Source organism: Massilia hydrophila (genome assembly GCF_020208145.1).
Classification (GTDB): Bacteria; Pseudomonadota; Gammaproteobacteria; order Burkholderiales; family Burkholderiaceae_D; genus Telluria; species Telluria hydrophila.
In genome coordinates, this window is record NZ_JAHYBX010000003.1 from 471,552 (window position 1) to 491,933 (window position 20,382).

A 20,382-nucleotide genomic window follows, 5' to 3' on the forward strand; every position below is an offset into this window, starting at 1 on the left:
TTCAACGCCGCTGGCGCTGCGCCGCCAGCTCCAGCGCGGCGCGTATCCGCTCGCGCAGGCTGGCCGCCGACACCGGCTTGGCATAGTGGGCATCGGCCAGGCCGCTGCGCAGTGCCGCCTCGATCTCGGCCAGGTCGTGCTGGCCGCTGAGCATCAGGCGCACCGTGTCCGGATGCGCGGCCGCGACCCGGGCCAGCAGCTCGGTGCCGCGCATGCCGGGCATGGCCTGGTCGCACAGGATCACGGCAACCGGCTCGCGCGCCAGCAGGTCCAGCGCCTCCGGTCCGGAGGCGGCGCACAGCACGCGCAGCGGCTCGTCGCCGAGCATGTCGGACAGCACGGCCAGCATGAAGGGATCGTCGTCGACCAGCAGGATGGCGGGCGGCTGGGCGGTGCCGCCCCCCGCCTGCACCGCGCCGGCGTCGGCTGCCAGCAGGAAGACCTCGAGTTCGGCCACGAAGCTCTCCGGTTCGATCGGCTTGCTGATGTAGCCGTCGAAGCCGCCGGCCAGCACCTTCTCGCGGTCGCCCGCCATCGCCAGCGCGGTCACGGCCAGCACCGGCACCCGCGCCAGCCGCGCATCGGCCTTGAGCGCCGCCACCACATCGTAGCCGCTCATGCCGGGCAGGTTGACATCGCAGGCAACCAGGTCGGGCGGCGCGGCGCGCGCGCTGGCGATGCCGCGCGGTCCGTCGGGCGCGCTCAGGGCCGTGTGCCCGTGGGCGGTGAGCAGGAACGCCATCAGCTCGACGTTCGCGGGATTGTCTTCGATGATCAGGATGCGGGCCAAGGCGGCGCTCCGGTGGCGGCGTTGCCTCTACTGTAGCACGCGCAACGTCAATACAGCTGCCGTCTCACTGCGCTTGCCCGCCGCGCCGGGCGCGCGCGCGGGACGCCGCGCCCGTCCCGGCGTTCAGCGCCGCCATCAGCTCCGCCATCAGCGCGTCCAGCACGCGCCGGTTGCGTCCCAGCGCGACATGGCCGACTCCGCCGAACGCGATGTTGCGCGCCCCCGGCAGCATGCTCGAGCTCTGCGGCGCGACGATGTTGTCGTGGTGCGAATAGATCGAGGTGACCAGGGCGCGCGCGGCCGCATCCTCGGCGCCTGCCAGCGCGCGCAGCCAGGCGCATTCCGGCGGCTCGCCGGTATCCGCCACGGTACGCCGCATCTGGGCGGCGTTGCGCCCGATGCCGAAGGCCGCGAGGCAGGTGCCGTGGTGCGGCGTACCAAGCGTGATCACGCGCGCCACGCGCGCGGTGCCGCAGGCGCGCATCCAGGCGCGTGCCACCAGTCCGCCCATGCTGTGGGCCACCAGCACCACCCGGTCGGCGCCGCTGGCCACGCACAGCGCATCGACCGCTTCCCCGACCTGGGCCACGTAGCCGTCGATGTCGCCGGTCAGCGGCGCCAGGTCGAGCGTGGCGTGGCTGATCCCGGCCGCCTCCAGGCGCGGCAGCAGGTGCGACCAGTAGCCGCTGTTGCAGCCATAACCGTGCAGCAGCAGCACCGGGATGCCGGCGCCGGGATGGATGCGGATGCGGGCCCTGGCACGCGGCATGGTCCAGGACGACTGCAGCATGCTGGCATAGAACTCCTCCAGGAACATGCGCAGCCGCGCGCCGCCCCCGATCCGGCAGTCGTCCGGGGTCGGGCTGGCGTAGCGCGCGCTGAGCCGGAAGTTGTTCGCGTTGATCAGGAGGCGCACCAGCAGCACGCTGCCCAGGCCCGCGCCCAGCGCCCCCCAGCGGCTGGCGCCGAACAGCTGGAGCGCGGCCAGCCCGATGCCCAGCGCGGCCAGCGCCTGCACGGCCAGCAGCAGCTGCAGCAGGCGGCGCGCACTCATGGTGGTCCTGGCCCGCCTCAGGCCGCCGGGCGGGCCGCCGGCCGTCCCGTCAGCGCCTCTGCCAGCCCGCTCGCCAGCCGGGCCGTGAGGCCGTAGATCGTCAGCTGCGGATTGGCGCCCAGCGAGGTGGGGAAGAGCGAGCCGTCGTGCACCGACAGGTTGTCCAGGCCGCGGTAGCGGCCGTCGGGCGCGGTGACGCCGAAGCGCTCGTCGCCCGCCATCGCGCAGCCGCCCATCACGTGGGCCGAAGCCACGCGCGTGAGCTGCAGGCCCTGGGGCAGCGCAGCGATCGCGGCCTTCGCCTCGCGCCAGGACGTGTAGCGGCGCGCCATCTCGTGCGCCGGCTGCACCGCAGTGGCGCCGGCCGCGAACTGGATCTCGGCCATCGCCAGCTGGGCGCGCCGCGCGCCGTCCCACAGGTAGTCGGTCAGCGGGTAGTCCAGCTCGGGGCTGCCGTCGGCGCGCAGGCGCACGGTGCCGCCGGACGCGTCTTCGTGGAAGCCGTCGCGCAGCAGCGCCAGCATGCCGTGCATGTAGGGGTAGTCGCGCATCATGCGCGCATGCGCTTCGCCGAAGCCGCTCATGGTGGTGGCCAGCAGCAGCGGGTGCAGCGGCGGCGCTTCCAGCTTGAAGCCGATCGGGCCGTCGAGCGGGCCGGCCAGGAAGTGGTCGGAATACACGGTCTGCGGCGCGCCGGCCCAGGCCTGCACCGGCTGCGGGAAGAAGGCGGCCGAGATCACGCTGGGGTGCAGGAAGGTCCGGCGCCCCAGCAGGCCGCCGGGATCGGGCGCCTTCGAGCGCAGCAGCAGCGCGGGCGAATTGATGGCGCCACCGGCCACCACGAAGTGGCGCGCGCGTAGACGCAGCTGGCGGCCGCTGGGCACGATGCCGCCGGCGTCGAGCGCCTGGCACAGCAGCTCTTCGGCGCGTCCGCCGCGCAGCACGATGCGCTCGGCGCGCGCGCGCGTGACCAGCAGCGCGCCCTGTTCCAGCGCGGCCGGGATCGTGGTCACCAGCATCGACTGCTTGGCATTGGTCGGGCAGCCCATGCCGCAGTACCCAAGGTTCCAGCAGCCCTTGACGTTACGCCGGATCAGCCCCGTACCGATGCCGAGCCGGCCCGCGCCGCGGCGCAGGATGTCATTGTTCTCGTTGGGTGCGCCCGGCCAGTCGGCGATGTGCAGGCGCGCCTCCATCATCGCGAACCAGGGCGCCAGCGCGTCCGGCGTGCTCTCAAGCAGCGCGTAGTGGCGGCGCCACCAGTCGAGGGTGGCGGGCGGGGTGCGAAAGCTCGAGGTCCAGTTGACGGTGGTGGAGCCGCCCACGGTGCGGCCCTGCAAGATGTTGATGCCCTTGTCGAGCGTCTTGCGCGCAGCCGATTCCTGGTACAGCGAGGGATAGGCCTCGGCCTCGCGCATCCTGAAGTCGCTCGAGGACTTCAGCGCGCCTTCTTCCACCACGATCACCGACAGGCCGGAGTGTGCCAGGATCTCGGCGCTGACGCCGCCGCCGGCGCCGCTGCCGACGATGACGACGTCGGCTTCCAGCGTGCGGTCGCGCTCGAGCGCGGCGGCGTCGAGGAGCTTCCAGCCGCGCGCCACGCCGTCCCGGATCGGATCGGGCACGATCGAGGCGCTCATGCCAGCTCCTTCATCGGGCCCGGGTAGCCGGTCGCCGCCCAGCTGGCAGGTTGCGCGTACCAGGCGCCCAGCACCAGGTCGTGCAGCGCGTGGTAGGCGCTGCGCAGCAGGCCGAAACGGTGCAGGCGCCAGTCCTGCAGGAAGGCGCTCACCTGTTCGCTGCGCGCTCCTTCCCAGCCGCCGGACACGCCGGTGAGCAGGCGGCGCGTGGGCGCCAGCGCGAGCAGGCCGAACAGGTCCTGCACCTCCTTCTGGGTGGCCGGCGGCAGGCCGAGGATGGCCTGGTGCACGCCCTCGATGGTGGTGGCGAGCGCCGTCGTGCGGCCCGGCCCCTGCGGCAGCGCGCCGTCCAGGATCGCCGGCGCGATCGCGTGCAGCGCCGCGCGCGCTTCGCCATCGAGGGCGAAGCGGTGCGGCGCGTTGCCGTGCGTGGCGCGGTAGAGCGCGCCGCCAGCGCCCAGCGCCAGCGCGGCCAGCGCCCCGGCCTTCAGGAAAGTGCGTCGTGATGTTCCCATGTCCCCACTTCTGCCTCTTGTGTGCCGGCTAGTGTAAGCCAAAGGCGGGACCTGCCGGGCATGGAAACTAGAGGGGAAAGTCTAGGCCCGGCGGCGCTCTTGTAGAATGCCGGCCCATGGAACTCATCGACTACCTGAACACCCATTTCCTCACCCGTGCGCAGCTGCTGGCGGCCAGCGGCATCGATGGCGCCCGGCTCGACGCCCTGACCAGCGCGGGCGGCATGCCGCAGCCATCCTACCGGCTGCAGCTCGATGTCCGCTGCGCGTCCTTCTTCGGCGAGCACGTGGAAGCGCACACGGTCGACTACTACGCGCCTGGCACCCCGTCGTGGATCGGCGTGCTGGAAGCGGGGACGGAAGATCCCTTCACCGTGTTCGCGCGCCGCTACCGCGCCGCACTGGCGGCGCTGCCGCTGGCGACGCGGGATGCAAAGCTGGGAGACGGGCTGGACGCGCACCTGCGCGAGGAATGGGGCCACTTCCTGTCCGGAACCTACGGCCTGTGCACCCGCACCGGGCTGCCCGAAGACATCGCCGCCAAGGAACTGGCGATCTGCGTGATCAAGGAGCTGACCGCCGACCAACAGCGTGCTCCCGAGCTGGAGCGCCTGCGCCAGGCGGTGGACCTGCTCGACCGCGCCAGCACGCCGTTCGCGCCGCACGAACGCGCGCGCAGCTCGCGTCATCGCTACGTGGACGCGGTACGCAGCCACTACGGCCTGGCGGCGGCTTGATGAAAACATTTGCCTTGCGGGCCATGGATGCAAACGATATTTGCACCCCGTGCCCTGCAGGCAAACATCCTTTGCACGCTACCGTTTCGGCGCCTGTTCGAGGATAGCGCGCGCGATGCCGCGCAGGATGTTCACTTCTTCGGTCTCGAGGCCGGTGCGCGCGAACAGGCGCTTCAGGCGCGGCATCAGCTTCTTCGGGTTGCTGGCGTTGAGGAAGCCGAGCGCCACCAGCGCTTCTTCGAGGTGGGCATACATGCCCTCGACCTGGGCCAGGCTGGCGGCGTCGCCCTGGAAGCCGACGCCGCGCGCCGCGACCGTGCCGCCCGCCTCGCCCAGCGCGGCAAGCCGCGCTTCGTAGGCCAGTACCTGGGCCGCCTGCGACAGGTTCAGCGACGAATAATCCGGATTCGAGGGAATGTTGATCAGGACGTTGCAGCGTTCGACGATCTCGTTCGGCAGACCGACCCGCTCGTTGCCGAGAAGCAGGGCCGGCCACAGCGCGCCCTGCGGCGGGCGCGAGTCGCCCTGCGGCGGGCGCAAGTCGTCCTGCGGCTGCTGCAAGTCACCCTGTCCCGCCACGTGGGCCGCAAAGGCACGCGGCGTCCATACCGGCGGCGAGAATTCGCGCAGGCGAGCCGACACGGCGGCGGCGAAATTGCAGCCCTCCAGCGCCTCCCCGATGCTGCCGACGATGCGCGCACCGGCCAGCACGTCGCCGGCGCCGCTTGCGAAGGCGACCGCTTCCGCGTCGTGCAGCGGGTCGTCGCAGCGCGGCGCCACCAGCACCAGTTCGCTGAATCCCATCGTCTTCATGGCGCGCGCCACCGAGCCGACATTGCCTGCGCGGCTGGTCTCGACCAGCACGAATCGGAGCCTTTTGAAGAGAGATGTGTTGATTTCGGTCGGGTTCATTTAAAATAGCGCCATCGCGCGGTGCGGGCGCTTAATATCCTGGAAAGGTGTTTCCGGGATTTTAACGGGTTCGGCACCGCTTTGCTCTTTGTCATCCTCAATTCAGCAGACCGTTCACGGCGCTTCCATGCGTGGTGGGCGTTCGCGTTTTTTCCACGGAAAGCCCCATGCACCCAATGCTCAACACGGCCGTCAAGGCCGCCCGCCGCGCCGCCACCGTCATCAATCGCGCGTCCTTCGACCTCGATCGGATCACCGTTTCTGAAAAAAACCACAACGATTTCGTCACCGACATCGACCAGGCGGCCGAGGCGGCCATCGTGGAAACCCTGCTGAAGGCCTACCCCGACCACGCGATCCTGGCGGAAGAATCGGGCGCATCGAAGAACCTGAATGACGAGAGCGAAAACGTGTGGATCATCGACCCGATCGATGGCACCACCAACTTCCTGCATGGCTACCCCAACTTCTGCATCTCGATCGCCCTGCAACAGCGCGGCGTGATCACCAATGCCCTGGTCTACGACCCGGTGCGCAACGACCTGTTCACCGCCACCAAGGGCGCCGGCGCCTACCTGAACGACAAGCGCATCCGCGTCAGCAGCAAGGACCGCATCGGCAAGGCCCTGCTGGCATCGGGCCATGGTCCGGATCCGCGCGCACTGGCCGAATACCTGCGCATGTATGAAACCGTTGCATCGCGCTGCCATGGCGTGCGCAGCGGTGGCTCGGCCGCGCTGGAACTGGCCAACGTGGCCGCCGGCCGCATCGACGGCTATTTTGAAAAGGGCCTGAAGGTGTGGGACATCGCCGCCGGCGCCCTGCTCGTCACCGAAGCGGGCGGCATCGTCGGCGAATTCAATGGCGAGTCGGAATACCTGCACAAGGGCGACATCATCGCCGCCGGCCCGAAGGTGTTTGGCGCCATGGTCCCGCTGCTCGCCGCTTTCGCGTAAAATACCCGCTGTGCTTCCGGGGCATGCGCTGCATGCCCCGCTTCACCGGACGGAAAGTCCCGGTCAGAAACTTTCCATAGAGAAATAACTTCTCTATAATCCCCGGCTGGTTTGCCCGTGACACGACACGGGCGGCAGCGTCCGGCGTTCCCGCGGAATCTACCGCGTCCCGCCTGCAATGACTAATCCGATTTCCAGGACTCGCGCCGCGTGGCGGCGGGCCACTTTTTGCGAAAAAATTTATGTCATTTTCTACTCTCGGTTTGTCCGAAGCGATTGTCCGCGCGGTCACTGAACAAGGCTATACCAACCCGACCCCGATCCAGGCCCAGGCGATTCCCGCGGTCCTGAACGGCGGCGACCTGCTGGCCGGCGCCCAGACCGGCACCGGCAAGACCGCCGGCTTCACCCTGCCGATCCTGCAACTGCTGGCGAACGACAAGGCCGGCCAGGCGCTCAAGAACAAGTCTGCCCCGCGCGCCATCCGGGCCCTGGTGCTGACCCCGACCCGCGAGCTCGCGGCCCAGGTCGAGGAAAGCGTGCGCGTGTACGGCAAGTATACCCACCTGAATTCGGCCGTGATCTTCGGCGGTGTCGGCATCAACCCGCAGATCAAGCTGCTCAAGCAGGGTGTCGACATCCTGGTCGCCACCCCGGGTCGCCTGCTCGACCACGCGGGCCAGGGCACGGTCGACCTGTCGAAGATCGAGATCCTGATCCTGGACGAAGCCGACCGCATGCTGGACATGGGCTTCATCCACGACATCAAGAAAGTGCTGGCGCTGCTGCCGCCGAAGCGCCAGAACCTGCTGTTCTCGGCCACCTTCTCGGACGACATCAAGGCCCTGGCCGACCGCCTGCTGAACAACCCCGCTTCGATCGAAGTGGCGCGCCGCAACTCGACCGTGGAAGTGATCGCGCAAAAGATCCACCCGGTCGACCGCGACAAGAAGCACCCGATGCTGTCGCACCTGATCAAGGAAAACAACTGGCACCAGGTGCTGGTGTTCACCCGCACCAAGCACGGCGCCAACAAGCTGGTGGAACAGCTGGGCCGCGACGGCATCGGCGCGATGGCCATCCACGGCAACAAGAGCCAGTCGGCGCGCACCAAGGCGCTGGCCGAGTTCAAGGACGGCAGCCTGCAGGTGCTGGTGGCGACCGACATCGCGGCGCGCGGCATCGACATCGACCAGCTGCCGCATGTGGTGAACTACGACTTGCCGAACGTGCCGGAAGACTATGTGCACCGGATCGGCCGTACCGGCCGTGCCGGCGCCACCGGTGAAGCGGTGTCGCTGGTGTGCGTGGACGAGCACCAGATGCTCAAGGACATCGAAAAGCTCATCAAGCAGACCCTGCCCCGCCAGGTGATCCCGGGCTTCGAGCCGGATCCGACCGCGAAGGCACAACCGATCCAGCTGCGCAGCGGCGCCCCGGGCCATGCCAACCGCGGCGGCGGCCGTCCGGGCGGCAACCGTGGTGGCCAGGGCCAGCCCCGCGCTGCCGGCGCCGGCAACGGTGGCGGCAATGGCGGCCGTCCGGCCAATGGTGGCGGTGCCCGCGGCAATGGCAGCAATGCCAGCCGCGGCCAGCGCTCGGGCTCCGCCCCGCGCCAGGGCGGCCGCGACCGCTAAATCCTGCCGGGCAGCGCGCCCGGCCAGGGGCTGACTTCGATAGGGGTCAGAGTCAAATTGTTCAGAAACTTTCGAAAGTTTCCCGAAAATTCGACTCTGACCCTATTTTTTTGTCCGTGCAGCCTCAGCACCGGCCTTCGGGGTCGGAGTCAGATTATTAGGAAAGATTGTGACATTTCCCGAAAATTGGACTCTGACCCCATATACAACTGACCCCAGATAATTGATAAATCAAGTAGTTGAAAAGTATTGTGATTGAGTATATATTTGACTAATCAACTTTCTGCATGGGAGCACAACATGACCGACCAGAACGATCTGCCCGCCGACGCGGACGCGCCGCTGGACAGCCCAACCAGCGAATTCTGCCTGCGCATGGCGCGCGCCTGGGCGGCGCTCTCGCGGCGCCTCGACAGTTCGCTCGGCAGCCTGCATGGGATCAGCTTCGTCGACTACCAGCTGCTGCTCAGCCTGCAGCGTGCGCCGGGCGGGCGCCTGCGCCGGGTCGACCTGGCCGAAGCGCTCGGCCTCACCGCCTCCGGCGTGACCCGCTCGCTGCTGCCCCTCGAAAAGATCGGCCTGGTGGGCCGCCAGAGCGATCCGCGCGATGCGCGCGTCGGCTATGCCATCATCACGCCCACCGGCAGCGAGCTGGTCACGAACGCCAGCGTGGTGGTGCACAACGTCAGCCGCATGCTGCTGGGCGCACCGTCGCGCGCGCAGGTCGAGGCGACTTCGGCACTGCTGGCCCAGCTGGGCAACGGCAAATAAGGCGCAACACAAGACAGCAGGCATGCGCCGCTCCCCTGGCGCGCTCACCATCGCGAGTCCACACATGAACGACACCAGGGCGCTGCGGCGCGATCCGAATTTCAACTGGCTGATGAGCGGCAGCCTCATTTCCGCGCTGGGCGACCAGTTCACCCTGATCGCCCTTCCCTGGCTGGTCCTGCAGCTGACCGGCGATCCGCTGGCGCTCGGCATGATGGTGGCCGCGATGGGGATCCCGCGGGCGGTCCTGATCCTGTTCGGCGGCGCCGTGGTGGACCGCCATTCGCCCAAGCGCGTGCTGATGCTGACCAAGCACGCGAACACGGGGCTGCTGGCGATCCTGGCCGCGCTGGTGCTGGCGGGACAGGCCAGCCTGCCGCTGGTGGCGCTGCTGGCCATCGGCCTGAGCCTGGCCTCGGCCTTCAGCATTCCAGCTGGCACATCGATGCTGCCCCATGCCGTACCGGCCCGGCACCTGGCGGCCGCGAACGGGACCATGATGGCGGTGCGCCAGCTCACCATGCTGGCCGGGCCGCTGCTGGCGGGCCTGCTGTTCGCCCTCGCCGGCGACGGCAGCGCGGGGATGCAGGATGCGCACGGACTGGGCATCGCCTTCGCGCTCGATGCCCTGAGCTATGCGGTCTCGGCCTGGACCCTGTCGCGGGTCAGGCCGCTTGCTGCGGCCACTGCCGGCAAGGCGCGCGAGCCGGTCCTGCAGGCCGTCGGCGCCGCCCTGGCCACGGTGTGGCGCACGCTGCAACTGCGCACGGCCTTCCTGTACTGGGGCCTGTGCGCCTGCGTGGTCGGCGGCGTCATGCAGGTGGCGCTGCCCCTGCTGGCCAGCGAACGCCTGCATGGGGCATCCGCCCTCGCGCTCCTGATGGGCGCCCATGGTGCCGGCACACTCGCCGGCATGGCCCTCTCGGGCGCGCTCGGCAAGCGTCGCGTCGTGAACCTCGGCGTGACCTTGCTGGTGGTGGATGGCGTGGTCGGCCTGCTGCTGCTCCCGATCGGCCTGGTGACCCAGTCATGGCAGGGCATGCTGCTGCTGGCGGCGATCGGCGTGCTGGGCGGATTCGTGCAGGTGGCCGTGTTCACCTGGATCCAGCAGGCCGTGCCGAAGCCCATGCTGGGCCGGATGATGGCCATCTTCATGTTCGTGTTCATGGGCCTGGCGCCGCTGGCCGCGGCGTGCGCCGGCTGGCTGGCCAGCCGCCTCAGCCTGGACCTGCTGTTCGCCGCGGCGGGCCTGTTCCTGGCTGCCGCAGCCGTGCTGGCCTGGCTGTTCACGCCGATGGCAAGCCTGGCCGACGGGCCCGTCGCGCAGGGGCAGGGGGTGGAACCCGATGCCACGATCGGCTAGCATGGCCGGTCCTGCCACCCGAGCCCGCCCATGCCCAAGTTCGCCGCCAACCTGAGCCTGATGTTTACCGAGACCGGCTTCCTCGAGCGCTTCGGCGCTGCGCGCGCCGCCGGCTTCGAGGCCGTCGAGTTCCAGTTCCCTTACGCTTTCGCACCCGGCGAGATCGCCGAACGCCTGCGGCGCCACGGGCTGCAAGCCGTGCTGCACAACCTGCCGGCCGGCGACTGGGAAGCGGGCGAGCGCGGCCTGGCTTGCGACCCGCGCCGCAGGACCCAGTTCGAGGACAGCGTCGGCCTCGGCATCGCCTATGCCCGCGCACTCGGCGTGCGCCGCCTGCACTGCATGGCCGGCCTGCTGCCGCCCGATGTCTCCCGTGAACAGGCCCATGCGACATACGTGGCCAACCTGCGCTACGCGGCCGCCCGGTGCGCCGCCCACGGTATCGCGCTGCTGGTCGAGCCGATCAACCACCATGACGTGCCCGGCTACTTCCTGACCGGCACGCGCCAGGCCTGCGCGGTCATCCAGGAAACCGGCGCCGGCAATCTCTACCTGCAATACGACCTCTACCACATGCAGCGCATGGAAGGCGAGCTGGCCACCACCCTGCGCCGCTGCCTGCCCGTCATCGGCCACATCCAGCTGGCCGACGTACCGGGACGCCACCAGCCCGGCACCGGTGACATTCCCTTCCCCCGTTTGTTCCGCTTACTGGACGAGCTCGGCTACGACGGCTGGGTCGGCTGCGAATACGTGCCGCGCGGTCCCACTGCCGACTCGCTCGGCTGGCTGGAAGCCGAACGCCAGCGCGAATAAGCGCGAATAAGCGCACCGAGCGCACCGCCCCATGCTGGACAGGACATGGACGTTCAGGCAACATGGATTTTTCACTACGATGGAGCAGCGCGATGATCCAGGGTTTGCGTACCGTGATCTATCCAGTAGGCAATCTATCCGAAGCCAAGGCCTGGTACGGGCAGGTACTCGGCAAGCCGCCTTACTTCGATGAAGTCTTCTACGTCGGTTTCGAGGTCGGCGGTTTCGAGCTGGGCCTGGTGCCGGACGGCCAGCCCGGCAGTGCCGGCGCCACCGCCTACTGGGGCACCCAGGACATCGAACAGGAAGTCGCGCGGCTGTCCGCGCTGGGCGCGCAGGTGGAGACGGCGGTAGAGGATGTCGGCGGCGGCATCCGGGTCGCGACGGTGCGCGACCCGGACGGCAACCTGTTCGGCGTCATCCAGAATCCCCATTTCGACCCGGCCAAGGTCGCCTGAGGCCTGCGCAGCCGCAGGCGCAGGCTCAGGAAATGAGCACCGGCCGGCTGGCGGGGTCGAAGTCGGCCCAGTCGCCGTCGACGATATTGCCTTCGGCCCGTTCGATGTGGTGGGCGCCGAGCTGGCGCAGTACGTCCGCCGCACGGTCGGCCAGACCGTCGTCGTCGAAGGCCACCGCCACCAGCATGCCGGCTTCGCGCGGCGGCACGCGGTTCTCGCGGCTGCCCTCCTCGCTTTCGCCGCGTTCCTTCATCTTCGAGAAGCTGAACAGCGAGCCGACATGGCCGCCGACCAGGCCGCCAACGACCGGCCCTAGCGGTCCGGTGACCGGCGCGGTCGCCGCGCCGATCACGGCCCCCACCGCGCCACCGGTGGCGACACCCTTGACCACGCCTTCCGGCGTCTCCTTGGCGCCTGGCGACTGGATATGGTCGCCGCCGATCGGCGTCTGGTCGTGCTGCCCGGGCTGGTTCAGGTAGAAGCCGCTGATCCGGCCCGCGTCGAAACCTGCGTCGGCCAGCGCGGCGCGCGCGCGTTCGACATCTTCCTGAAGCTGGAAACGTCCTGCAATGATGATGGACATGGATCTCTCCTGGATCGTGGTTGGCTCGACTATACCGGCGCTGCCTGCTCCGCTCTGTACGCGGGCGCACGCAGCCCGCGGCAGCCGCTCAGCGCCATTGTCCGTAGGCGATGCCACCGTCCAGCACGTCCGGTTGCGGCACGGGTTCGGGCAGCCAGCGCCGCGGATCGACCCGGAAGTACTTCAGGAATTCCTCGTACAGGTCGGGATGGCGCGCTGCCAGTGCCCAGGGCTGCTCGAAGAAACTCTCGGTAGCCACCGCGAAGAACTCGGCCGGGCTGCTGGCGCCGTAGTGGTCGAGCACGCCCTGCTGCCCCCACATCGCGTCGCGCCGCAGGCCGGCGAAGTTGCGCGACAGTACCTCGGACCAGCTGCGGTAGCGTTCCGTGCTGCCCAGGTAGGGCGCACCATTGGTGCTGCCCGATTCGCTGTCGAGCTGGTGGGCGAACTCGTGCAGGACGACATTGTGGGCGGGCCGCGCAGCATCGTCCGCATCGCCGGCAACAGCGCCGGCAAGCGCGCCCTCGCGCCGCACGTGGTCCCAGGACAGGATCACGCGGCCATCGCCCCAGGATTCGCCCAGCAGGTCCTGGCGCTGCTCGGTGACCACGCCGGCGGCGTCGACTTCGCGGCGCGGCACCAGGAAGGCGCCCGGGTACACCAGCACCGCATGCAGCGAAGGATAGGCGCGCGCCGCCTCCCCGGCCCGCCCCAGCACCAGCAGGCAGGCCTGGCCGGCGATCGTGGCGCGCATCTCGTCCGTGATCTCCAGGCCGGCGCAGCCAACGAATGTTTTCTCGTGCAGGAAGCGCTGTACCAGGCGCTGCAGGCGCAGCCGTTCGTCTCCGTCCATGCCGGCATACTGGGGAATGTTTCGTGCCAGGACGGCGACCAGGTCCGGCGCCAGCGGACGCGCCAGGGCGCGCCGCAGGCGCCACTTGGGTAGCAGGAATGCCGCCAGCAATCCGGCCCCGAGCAGGCCGGCGATGATGCCTTCCATGTCAGGCTTTCCGTGTCGTCGCGACCCAGTCCAGCACCTCGTCCGCGCCGCCGACCAGCCGGCCGCCGACGAACACCTGCGGCCAGGTCAGGCGCCCGGTCAGGCCGCGCAGGACGCTGGTCGTGATTTTCTGGTCTTCCGGGATATCGGTGAAGACAATGCCATTCTCGCGCAAGGCGGACTCGGCGCGCGCGCAATGCGGACAGCCGGGGCGCGAGAACATTACCACCGGTTCGGGAATCCGGGCCCGCGGATTGATATACCTGAGCATGGTGTCGGCATCGGACACCTCGAACGGGTCGCCCTCGCGCTGCGGCTCGATGAAGACTTTCTCGATGACGCCGTCGCGCACCAGCATCGAGTAGCGCCAGGAACGCTTGCCGAAGCCGAGTTCGCGCTTGTCGACCAGCATGCCCATGCCTTCGGTGAAGTCGCCATTGCCGTCAGGAACCAAGGTGATGTTGCCTGCGTCCTGCCCAGTCTTCCACTGGTTCATCACGAAGGCATCGTTGACAGCGATGCACACGATGTCGTCGACGCCGTTTTCGCGCAGCACGGGCGCCAGTTCGTTGTAGCGTGGCAGGTGGGTCGAGGAACAGGTCGGCGTGAAGGCGCCCGGCAGGGCGAACACGACCACGGTCTTGCCCTTGAACAGCTCGTCCGTGCTCAGGTCGCGCCACGCGTCGTCGGGCCTGGCCTTGAAGGTCACGCGCGGGACCGGCTTGCCTTGCAGAGATTCGGGTGTCGGTAGTGCGGGACTGGTGGACATCGGTCTTCCTTTCCTTGGGGCGGCCCCTCGGCCGCATGGGGAGGCAGGTAAGGACTATTGACCGGTTTTCAACGCGCCACCCGAAAAAATTGTCAGCTTGAAAAAAACAATGCCGCGCACAGGGCGCGGCATGCATGACGACAGCGATCGTCGAACCGGGTGCGCCGCGGGTCTCGACCGCGGCACACCGGCAACGCGGCTCAGGCGCGTTCCTTGGCGGCCTGGCCTGGGGCCGGGCCGAACAGCGCGGCGACCAGCGGATCGCGGGTGACCGGGCTGCGGTTCACGCGGATCGCGTAGTGGGTGTCGTCCGCCAGGATGTGGAAGTGGCGGCCGCTGCCGGCCATGTTCTGCTCGCGCAGGCCCGGGCGCTCCTTGCGCGGGGCGGCGCCTTCGCGCTTCGGCTGGCAGATCGCGGCCAGGAAGGCCTTGACGCGCTCCTGGTCGGGGCAGATCTGGTAAACGGCCTTGCCGAGGTAGGTGGCGGTGCCCTCGATGTAGCGCGCCAGCTCGATGACGCCGGCTTCGCGCAGGTCGCGGATGTACTTGCGTGCGCCGGATGGCGAGAATTTGAGGAACCATGCGATCTCGTCGGCCAGCATCTCGTGGGTCGACAGCTCGTTGATCAGCTTCTGCATGTTTTCGATCCGGCGCTGCGTGGCCGAGGTCGAACGGACGCGTTCGATCGGCGCCAGCGAGATCGGGGCGCGCTCGGTCGGCTGGGGCGGGACGCGTTCGATCAGCGCAGATTTGCTGGAAGTGTGCACTGCGCCGATGTCGCCTTGCACCGCGTTGTGATGGGTCGTTGCATGCATATTGGTGAGCTCCGTTGAGAGTGAGACTGTGTGGTCCGGGTCGCTGTGTGCCCTATGACACCCTGACAACACCTCGGGTTCCGCTTAACTGGTATCAAGATTGCCTGCCTCAGGCACCCCGGTCTGTGCGCCATCCAACATTCAAGAACATTCCTGAAAGCATTTTTAACAAGCGCCAGTTTCTTCTCACGGTTCATCTGTTGCGGCGCACCAAATCCATGTAACTGTTGCGCACAATCACAACGTATCCATATGGCATTTCCAGCACTGTTGTAAAATCACACAGGTTCGTTCCCTTGGGTGCGCTACCGCACCGAGCGAGCGGAACTTGCACTGTTATTCTTTATCCAACATCTGTGTCAAGGCATGCGATGTCAACAACCCTTCACCTTATGGGAGTCACCTGTGAATAATACGAAGAAGATCGCCCTGGCCGCCGCTATGCTCTGCGCGGCTGGCACCACCATGGCCCAAGAAATCAACCCATCGTGGTACATTCAGCCGAATGTCATCTACGCCAAGCCGGACAGCCGCTTTGGCGTCGGTGACCGCGACTGGGGCGGCGGCCTGAAGTTCGGCAAGGCCGTGTCGCCCATGTGGGACATCCAGTTCGGCGGCAGCCAGGTCCGTTTCAACGATGGCCCGGCACGCTACCGCCAGACCCTGCTGGGCGCTGACGCCCTGCTGATGTTCTCGCGCGACCGCTTCCGTCCGTTCGTGCTGCTGGGCCTCGGCCTGGAGCGCGACAAGGTGGTGAACCCACTGCGCAACGTCGGCAAGAACTCGCCGTACGCCACCGCCGGCCTGGGCTTCCAGGCATCGCTGACCGACCAGTGGTCGCTGCAGGCTGACCTGCGCGCCGTGCGTGGCTTCCTGCGTGACCACGAGCAGTTCGGCTTCCGCCGCAGCACCAACAAATACCTGACCGTCGGCCTGAACTACGCGTTCAACCCGCCGCCAGCACCGCCGGCACCGGCTCCGGCACCGGTCGTCGAAACCCCGGCACCGGCACCGGCACCGGAACCGGTCGCTCCGCCGCCAGCGCCGCCGCGCTTCGAAAAAGTGACCCTGGAAGCGACCAAGCTGTTCGAGTTCGACAAGTCGGACATCATCATGCCGTCGCCGAAGCTGGATGAAATCGCCGCCGCGCTGCAGGCCGACCCGAGCATCACCGACGTCGACATCACCGGCTACACCGACCGCCTGGGTACCGAGAAGTACAACCTGCGCCTGTCCGAGCGCCGCGCCAACGCCGTGCGCGACTACCTGGTCAGCAAGGGCGTCGACGGTAACCGCCTGAAGGCCTACGGCAAGGGCGAAGCGAACCCGCTGGTCCAGTGCGACCAGAAGAACCGCAAGGCGCTGATCGACTGCCTGGAGCCGAACCGCCGGGTCGAGGTCGAGCAGATCACGATCGAGAAGCGCGTCCAGTAAGGTACGGCATCCATGTCCTGGCCTCCGTCCGCTCCGTGCGGCCGGAGGCGGGCATGAAAGCCGCCATGAGCATGCGAGGGGGCTACGGCCCCCTTTTCAATTGGAGGATCGACTATGGCTGTCAACAAATGGCGACCGTTTTCGCGCCAGCTGCTGCAGGTAATGCGGTGCTCGGTGACCGAATGGCTGGAGCATCGCGCATCCAGCAAGGGCGCCGCGCTCGCCTTCTATACCCTGTTCTCGCTGGCCCCGGTGCTGGTGCTGGTGATCGCCGTCGCCGGCTTCTTCTATGGCGCCGAAGCGGCCCAGGGCCAACTGATGAATCAGCTGCGCGGCCTGGTCGGCGCCCAGGGCGCGGAAACCATCCAGGCGATCCTGGCTGGCGCCCGCAACAAGGAAAGCGGCATGATGGCCACCATCATCGCCACCGTGCTGCTCCTGATCGGCGCGACCACCGTGTTCGCCGAGCTGAAGGATAGCCTGGACGAGATCTGGGATGTGCCGCCGCCGCAGGACGCCGGCTTCTGGAACCTGGTGCGCACCCGCCTGCTCTCCTTCGGGCTGATCCTGGTGCTCGGCTTCCTGCTGATGGTGTCGCTGGTGGTGAGCGCGGCCCTGACGGTGGTCGAGGAATACATCGGCGGCATGTGGAAGGAAGCGGCCGTGGTGATGGGCTGGGTGGCCTGGGCCGTCAGCTTCCTGGTGATCGCCACCCTGTTCGGCGTGATCTACAAGCTGCTGCCGCGCATCAAGCTGTCGTGGCACGACGTGGCCATCGGGGCGCTCGGCACAGCGGCCATGTTCACGCTCGGGAAGTTCGGGATCGGCCTGTACATCGGCAACAGCGGCGCCGCCGACAGCTTCGGCGCAGCCGGCTCGCTGATCGCACTGCTGCTGTGGGTGTACTACTCGGCCCAGATCTTCTTCCTCGGCGCCGAGTTCGCGCGCCAGTATGCATTGCAGCTCGGCAGCCTGAGGCACCGGCCGGCGCATGAGACCGGCGACAAGAAGAAGGCCGAGCGCGAAGCGGGCAGCGGCACCTGGAAGAACGGCCGCGCCGTGTAAGGAGGGCCTGGCGGCCACGCCGCCGGGCTATTCGCCGAGCAGCTCGGCCACCACGTCCATGCCTTCGACCCGTTCGGCCACCACCTTCAGCACCATCACCACCGGCACCCCCAGCAGCAGTCCCCACATGCCCCACAGCCAGCCCCAGAACAGCAGGCTCACGAACACGGCCGCCGGGTTCATCCTGGCGATGCGGCCGGTCATCCAGGTGGCGACGACCATGCCGACCAGGGTCGCGATGCCAAGCGAGGACCCCGCCACCAGGATCACCATGCGCAGCGACTCGAACTGGAAGAAGGCAACGGCCCCGGTCGCGAGCGTGATCAGGAGCGGCCCGAAGTAAGGAATCACGTGGGCCAGGCCGGCAAACGCCGCCCAGGCGCCGGCATTCTCGAGCCCGATGGCGCGCAGCGCGCCCCAGGTCAGCAGGGCCAGCAAGACATTGGTCACCAGCAGCATGAACATATAGCTCTGGATCGCATTGTTGATGTCGTCCAGGATGTGCACGGTGACCTTCTTGCGGGTCAGCGAGGGGCCGGTCAGCTTGACCAGCTTGCGCTTGAAGGTGTCGCCCGCCAGCAGCAGGAAGAACACCAGGAACACCACCATGGTCGCCTGTGACAGGAAGGTGGCCAGACCCACCGAGCCGGCCAGCACCCAGTCCATCACGCGGATGCTGGAAGCGCCCGCGGCCGCGGCCGGCGGCAGGGAGTTGGTCCGTTTCTGGATGGCGCGGCGCTGCTCGCCGCCAGTGGCACTGGAAGCGGCGCGCTCGATCTCCGCGGCCGCGGCCTGCACCTGCTGGATGGTCGAGCGCTGGCCGTCGCCGCTGGTGAAGATGCGGGTCACCTTGTGGGTGAGCGTCGGCAGCTCGTCGATAATGTTGAAGAATTCCCCCTGCAGCCGGTACAGGGTGCCTCCCATGGCGCCCAGGATCAGGGCGGTCACCAGGGTGGCGCCGATCACGCGCTTGACGCGCCAGCGTTCCAGCCAGCGCACCACCGGGTTCAGCGTATAGGCGATGAAGATGCCAAGCAGGAAGGGAACGAAGAATTTCTGCGCCCACTGCAGCGCGAACACGCAGGCCAGGGTGGCCAGGATGCCGAGCGAGAGCCCGCGCGCATGGACATGGATCGGCAGGCGCAGGCCGCCCGCCTGGAGCGTGAGCTCGTCGCTGGCGGCGCCGGCACCGGAATCGGGGACGGGGTCGGGCTCCTTGCGGGCGGGAGCGCCTGGCCCCGTCCCGGATGTGCTCGCAGCCTGGGCAGCAGGTTGTGCCGGTTCGGAGGGTGCGAGCTGCATGGATCGTGCCTTGACTGAGTACGGGGTGCCGGGAGCCGGAAAACCGGGGAGCCCGGCTGCCCCGGCCCATGGATTACTTGACGCGGATATCGTTCTTCACGGAGGTTACACCGTTTACGCCACGCGCGATTTCCACGGCGCGCTGGGCGTCACGCGGTTCGGCCACGAAGCCCGACAGCTGCACGTCGCCTTTGTAGGTTTCGACGTTGACTTCGGTTGCCTTGACGGTCGGGTCGGCCGCGAAGGCTGCCTTCACCTTGGTGGTGATCATGGCGTCGTCGACGTATTCGCCGGCGGTTTTCGAGGTCGGGTTCGACGAGCAGCCCACTGCGGTGATGGCGACGACGGCGGTAAAGGCGGCGGTGACGAGACGTTGTGCAATTTTCATGATAGCTCCTTGTTGAAAGTCAGACTACTTAGGCAAGCCCATGCGGGCGGTGTGGGCGGTACCGGCACGCCGGCCCGCAAAATCATTTCCGGAACGCGGTCTTGGCGGCGTCAACGCACTGGTCCTTGACCGCGCCGGCATAGGCATCGCACTTCTCGATCGCGACGCGGTACTGGGCGGCGAGCTTGTCCTGCTGCGCATCCTGGCGCGCCTCGATGCTCTTGCGGTCGGCCTTGGCATCGGCCTGGGCCGCGATCAGGCTTGCCTTGGCCTGTTCCAGGCAGACGTCGCGGTCGTTGCCGGTGACGGCGGCGCAGCGCACGCGGTCGCGGTCGTAGTTGGCCGAGGCGATGCGCATGCGCGCATCGGTGTAGGCCGACAGGGTGTTCTTGTAAGCGGCGCCCGCTTCTTCCTCGGTGCGCACGCGCGCCGCGCGCGCTTCGGCGATGCACAGCGCGTGCGGATTGCCGGCGATCTGGTCGCAGCGGGCCTTGGCGGCCTTGTAGTTGGCCTCGGCCATGGCCTTGGCCTGTTCGAATGCCGCCTTGGCGTCGGGCACGGCCTGGGCGCGTGCCGAACCTGCCCAGGCGAGCGCGGCGCCAACGAGCAGGAAAGCATGGGTTCTTTTCATTTTTTGTTCTCCGTTTGTCAACACGCTAATGACGTTTTACACGTCGTCCGGTCCAGCTTCCGTTCGGTGCCGAACATAGCAAAACTCACAACAACAGTCCCACCGTTTTCCTCGTGGCGCGGCTGCTCAGGATGGCAATCGGGACGGTTAGTCAACGCACAGACCCCCGTTGCCGCCGTGTTTATGCTGAACCCATACTTTTGTCAGGAGAACAACATGAAAGCAACCCGTACCCTCGCTGCTGCCGTGCTGGCCACTACCGCCCTCCTCGCCGGCTGCGCTTCGCAGCCCTACGACAGCGGCTATAACACCGGCTACAACAGCGGCTACAACAGTGGCTATAACAATGTGTCGATGGGTTATGGCACGATCGAATCGATCCAGGTGACACAGGCCAACCGTACCAGCGGCACCGGCGCCATCCTGGGCGGCGTGGTCGGCGCCCTGGCCGGCAACCAGGTGGGCAGCGGCAGTGGCCGTACCGCGGCCACCGTGGCTGGCGGCGTGGCGGGCGCGGCGATCGGCAATAGCGTCGAACGCAATCGCAACAACGGCCAGGAGCTGTATCAGGTCAATGTGCGCATGGATAACGGCGAATACCGCACCGTGACCCAGGACAGCGTCTACGACCTGCGCGTGGGTAACCGCGTGCGCATCGTGGACGGCCGCGTCTACCGCTACTGATCCGCGTTGCCGGCCCCGGTGCCGCGCCAGCCGCCATGCTGGCGCGGCACCGGGGCGCACCT

At 67.9% G+C, this 20,382-nt stretch carries 22 protein-coding genes; 10 read left to right on the forward strand and 12 right to left on the reverse strand.

From position 1 onward, the window contains the following. Window position 1: 1 nt before the first annotated feature. From LE190_RS11670 to LE190_RS11685, 4 genes are all read right to left on the reverse strand, one after another. Window positions 2–790: a response regulator gene (locus LE190_RS11670; RefSeq protein ID WP_225238842.1), complete on the reverse strand. Its 789-nt coding sequence runs from the start codon at window positions 788–790 to the stop codon at window positions 2–4. Window positions 791–854: 64 nt separating this feature from the next. Next, window positions 855–1,844, reverse strand: coding sequence for an alpha/beta hydrolase (locus LE190_RS11675; protein ID WP_225238843.1), 990 nt, complete (start codon window positions 1,842–1,844; stop codon window positions 855–857). A gap of 17 nt (window positions 1,845–1,861) precedes the next feature. Continuing rightward, window positions 1,862–3,484, reverse strand: a complete 1,623-nt coding sequence (locus LE190_RS11680) for a GMC family oxidoreductase (protein WP_225238844.1) — start codon at window positions 3,482–3,484, stop codon at window positions 1,862–1,864. After that, on the reverse strand, window positions 3,481–3,999 hold the full coding sequence (locus tag LE190_RS11685; protein WP_225238845.1) for a twin-arginine translocation signal domain-containing protein: 519 nt from the start codon (window positions 3,997–3,999) through the stop codon (window positions 3,481–3,483). The genes LE190_RS11680 and LE190_RS11685 overlap by 4 nt, the downstream gene beginning before the upstream one ends. A gap of 116 nt (window positions 4,000–4,115) precedes the next feature. Here LE190_RS11685 and LE190_RS11690 point away from each other — a divergent pair, with 116 nt between their 5' ends. After that, window positions 4,116–4,736, forward strand: coding sequence for a DUF6058 family natural product biosynthesis protein (locus LE190_RS11690; protein WP_225238846.1), 621 nt, complete (start codon window positions 4,116–4,118; stop codon window positions 4,734–4,736). 78 nt (window positions 4,737–4,814) lie between these two features. Here the strand turns inward: LE190_RS11690 and LE190_RS11695 are convergent, their stop codons facing one another. Beyond that, a complete protein-coding gene (locus LE190_RS11695) occupies window positions 4,815–5,648 on the reverse strand; it encodes an RNA methyltransferase (protein WP_225238847.1) in 834 nt (277 codons plus the stop codon). A gap of 176 nt (window positions 5,649–5,824) precedes the next feature. Between LE190_RS11695 and LE190_RS11700 the strand changes: the two genes are divergently transcribed. The 6 genes from LE190_RS11700 to LE190_RS11725 all read left to right on the forward strand — a co-directional run bounded on the left by LE190_RS11700 (window position 5,825) and on the right by LE190_RS11725 (window position 11,649). Further along, the gene (locus LE190_RS11700) at window positions 5,825–6,604 is read left to right on the forward strand and encodes an inositol monophosphatase family protein (protein WP_224945836.1); all 780 of its coding nucleotides are present in this window, start codon (window positions 5,825–5,827) and stop codon (window positions 6,602–6,604) included. Between the two features lie 242 nt (window positions 6,605–6,846). Then, window positions 6,847–8,241, forward strand: a complete 1,395-nt coding sequence (locus LE190_RS11705; RefSeq protein WP_225238848.1) for a DEAD/DEAH box helicase — start codon at window positions 6,847–6,849, stop codon at window positions 8,239–8,241. Window positions 8,242–8,541: 300 nt separating this feature from the next. Then, window positions 8,542–9,012 carry a MarR family winged helix-turn-helix transcriptional regulator gene (locus LE190_RS11710; protein WP_225238849.1) on the forward strand — a complete coding sequence of 157 codons (471 nt, stop codon included), beginning with the start codon at window positions 8,542–8,544 and terminating at the stop codon, window positions 9,010–9,012. A gap of 22 nt (window positions 9,013–9,034) precedes the next feature. Continuing rightward, a complete protein-coding gene (locus LE190_RS11715; RefSeq protein ID WP_225238850.1) occupies window positions 9,035–10,375 on the forward strand; it encodes an MFS transporter in 1,341 nt (446 codons plus the stop codon). 30 nt (window positions 10,376–10,405) lie between these two features. Beyond that, window positions 10,406–11,191: a hydroxypyruvate isomerase gene (gene hyi, locus LE190_RS11720; RefSeq protein ID WP_225238851.1), complete on the forward strand. Its 786-nt coding sequence runs from the start codon at window positions 10,406–10,408 to the stop codon at window positions 11,189–11,191. A gap of 92 nt (window positions 11,192–11,283) precedes the next feature. After that, window positions 11,284–11,649, forward strand: a complete 366-nt coding sequence (locus LE190_RS11725) for a VOC family protein (protein ID WP_225238852.1) — start codon at window positions 11,284–11,286, stop codon at window positions 11,647–11,649. Window positions 11,650–11,674: 25 nt separating this feature from the next. On the opposite strand, the gene LE190_RS11730 is transcribed toward LE190_RS11725, so the two are convergent. The 4 genes from LE190_RS11730 to LE190_RS11745 all read right to left on the reverse strand — a co-directional run bounded on the left by LE190_RS11730 (window position 11,675) and on the right by LE190_RS11745 (window position 14,816). Beyond that, complete coding sequence (locus LE190_RS11730) at window positions 11,675–12,232, reverse strand: hypothetical protein (RefSeq protein WP_225238853.1); 558 nt, start codon at window positions 12,230–12,232, stop codon at window positions 11,675–11,677. 88 nt (window positions 12,233–12,320) lie between these two features. Further along, window positions 12,321–13,232 carry a M90 family metallopeptidase gene (locus LE190_RS11735; protein ID WP_225238854.1) on the reverse strand — a complete coding sequence of 304 codons (912 nt, stop codon included), beginning with the start codon at window positions 13,230–13,232 and terminating at the stop codon, window positions 12,321–12,323. Window position 13,233: 1 nt separating this feature from the next. Further along, a complete protein-coding gene (locus LE190_RS11740) occupies window positions 13,234–14,001 on the reverse strand; it encodes a glutathione peroxidase (RefSeq protein WP_225238855.1) in 768 nt (255 codons plus the stop codon). Window positions 14,002–14,201: 200 nt separating this feature from the next. Further along, a complete protein-coding gene (locus LE190_RS11745) occupies window positions 14,202–14,816 on the reverse strand; it encodes a winged helix-turn-helix domain-containing protein (protein WP_225238856.1) in 615 nt (204 codons plus the stop codon). A 405-nt stretch (window positions 14,817–15,221) separates the two neighbouring features. On the opposite strand from LE190_RS11745, the gene LE190_RS11750 reads away from it, so the two are divergent. Both LE190_RS11750 and LE190_RS11755 read left to right on the forward strand, forming a co-directional pair. Further along, the gene (locus LE190_RS11750) at window positions 15,222–16,250 is read left to right on the forward strand and encodes an OmpA family protein (protein WP_225238857.1); all 1,029 of its coding nucleotides are present in this window, start codon (window positions 15,222–15,224) and stop codon (window positions 16,248–16,250) included. A 114-nt stretch (window positions 16,251–16,364) separates the two neighbouring features. Further along, complete coding sequence (locus tag LE190_RS11755) at window positions 16,365–17,315, forward strand: YihY/virulence factor BrkB family protein (RefSeq protein WP_225238858.1); 951 nt, start codon at window positions 16,365–16,367, stop codon at window positions 17,313–17,315. 27 nt (window positions 17,316–17,342) lie between these two features. On the opposite strand, the gene LE190_RS11760 is transcribed toward LE190_RS11755, so the two are convergent. The 3 genes from LE190_RS11760 to LE190_RS11770 form a co-directional block, all read right to left on the reverse strand. Beyond that, window positions 17,343–18,617 carry an AI-2E family transporter gene (locus tag LE190_RS11760; protein WP_225238859.1) on the reverse strand — a complete coding sequence of 425 codons (1,275 nt, stop codon included), beginning with the start codon at window positions 18,615–18,617 and terminating at the stop codon, window positions 17,343–17,345. Between the two features lie 73 nt (window positions 18,618–18,690). Continuing rightward, window positions 18,691–19,005 carry a BON domain-containing protein gene (locus tag LE190_RS11765; RefSeq protein WP_225238860.1) on the reverse strand — a complete coding sequence of 105 codons (315 nt, stop codon included), beginning with the start codon at window positions 19,003–19,005 and terminating at the stop codon, window positions 18,691–18,693. Between the two features lie 82 nt (window positions 19,006–19,087). Beyond that, entirely contained in the window at window positions 19,088–19,636 is a 549-nt protein-coding gene (locus tag LE190_RS11770; RefSeq protein WP_225238861.1) for a hypothetical protein, read from the reverse strand. A 216-nt stretch (window positions 19,637–19,852) separates the two neighbouring features. Between LE190_RS11770 and LE190_RS11775 the strand changes: the two genes are divergently transcribed. Then, on the forward strand, window positions 19,853–20,320 hold the full coding sequence (locus LE190_RS11775; protein WP_225238862.1) for an outer membrane lipoprotein: 468 nt from the start codon (window positions 19,853–19,855) through the stop codon (window positions 20,318–20,320). Window positions 20,321–20,382 lie beyond the last annotated feature (62 nt).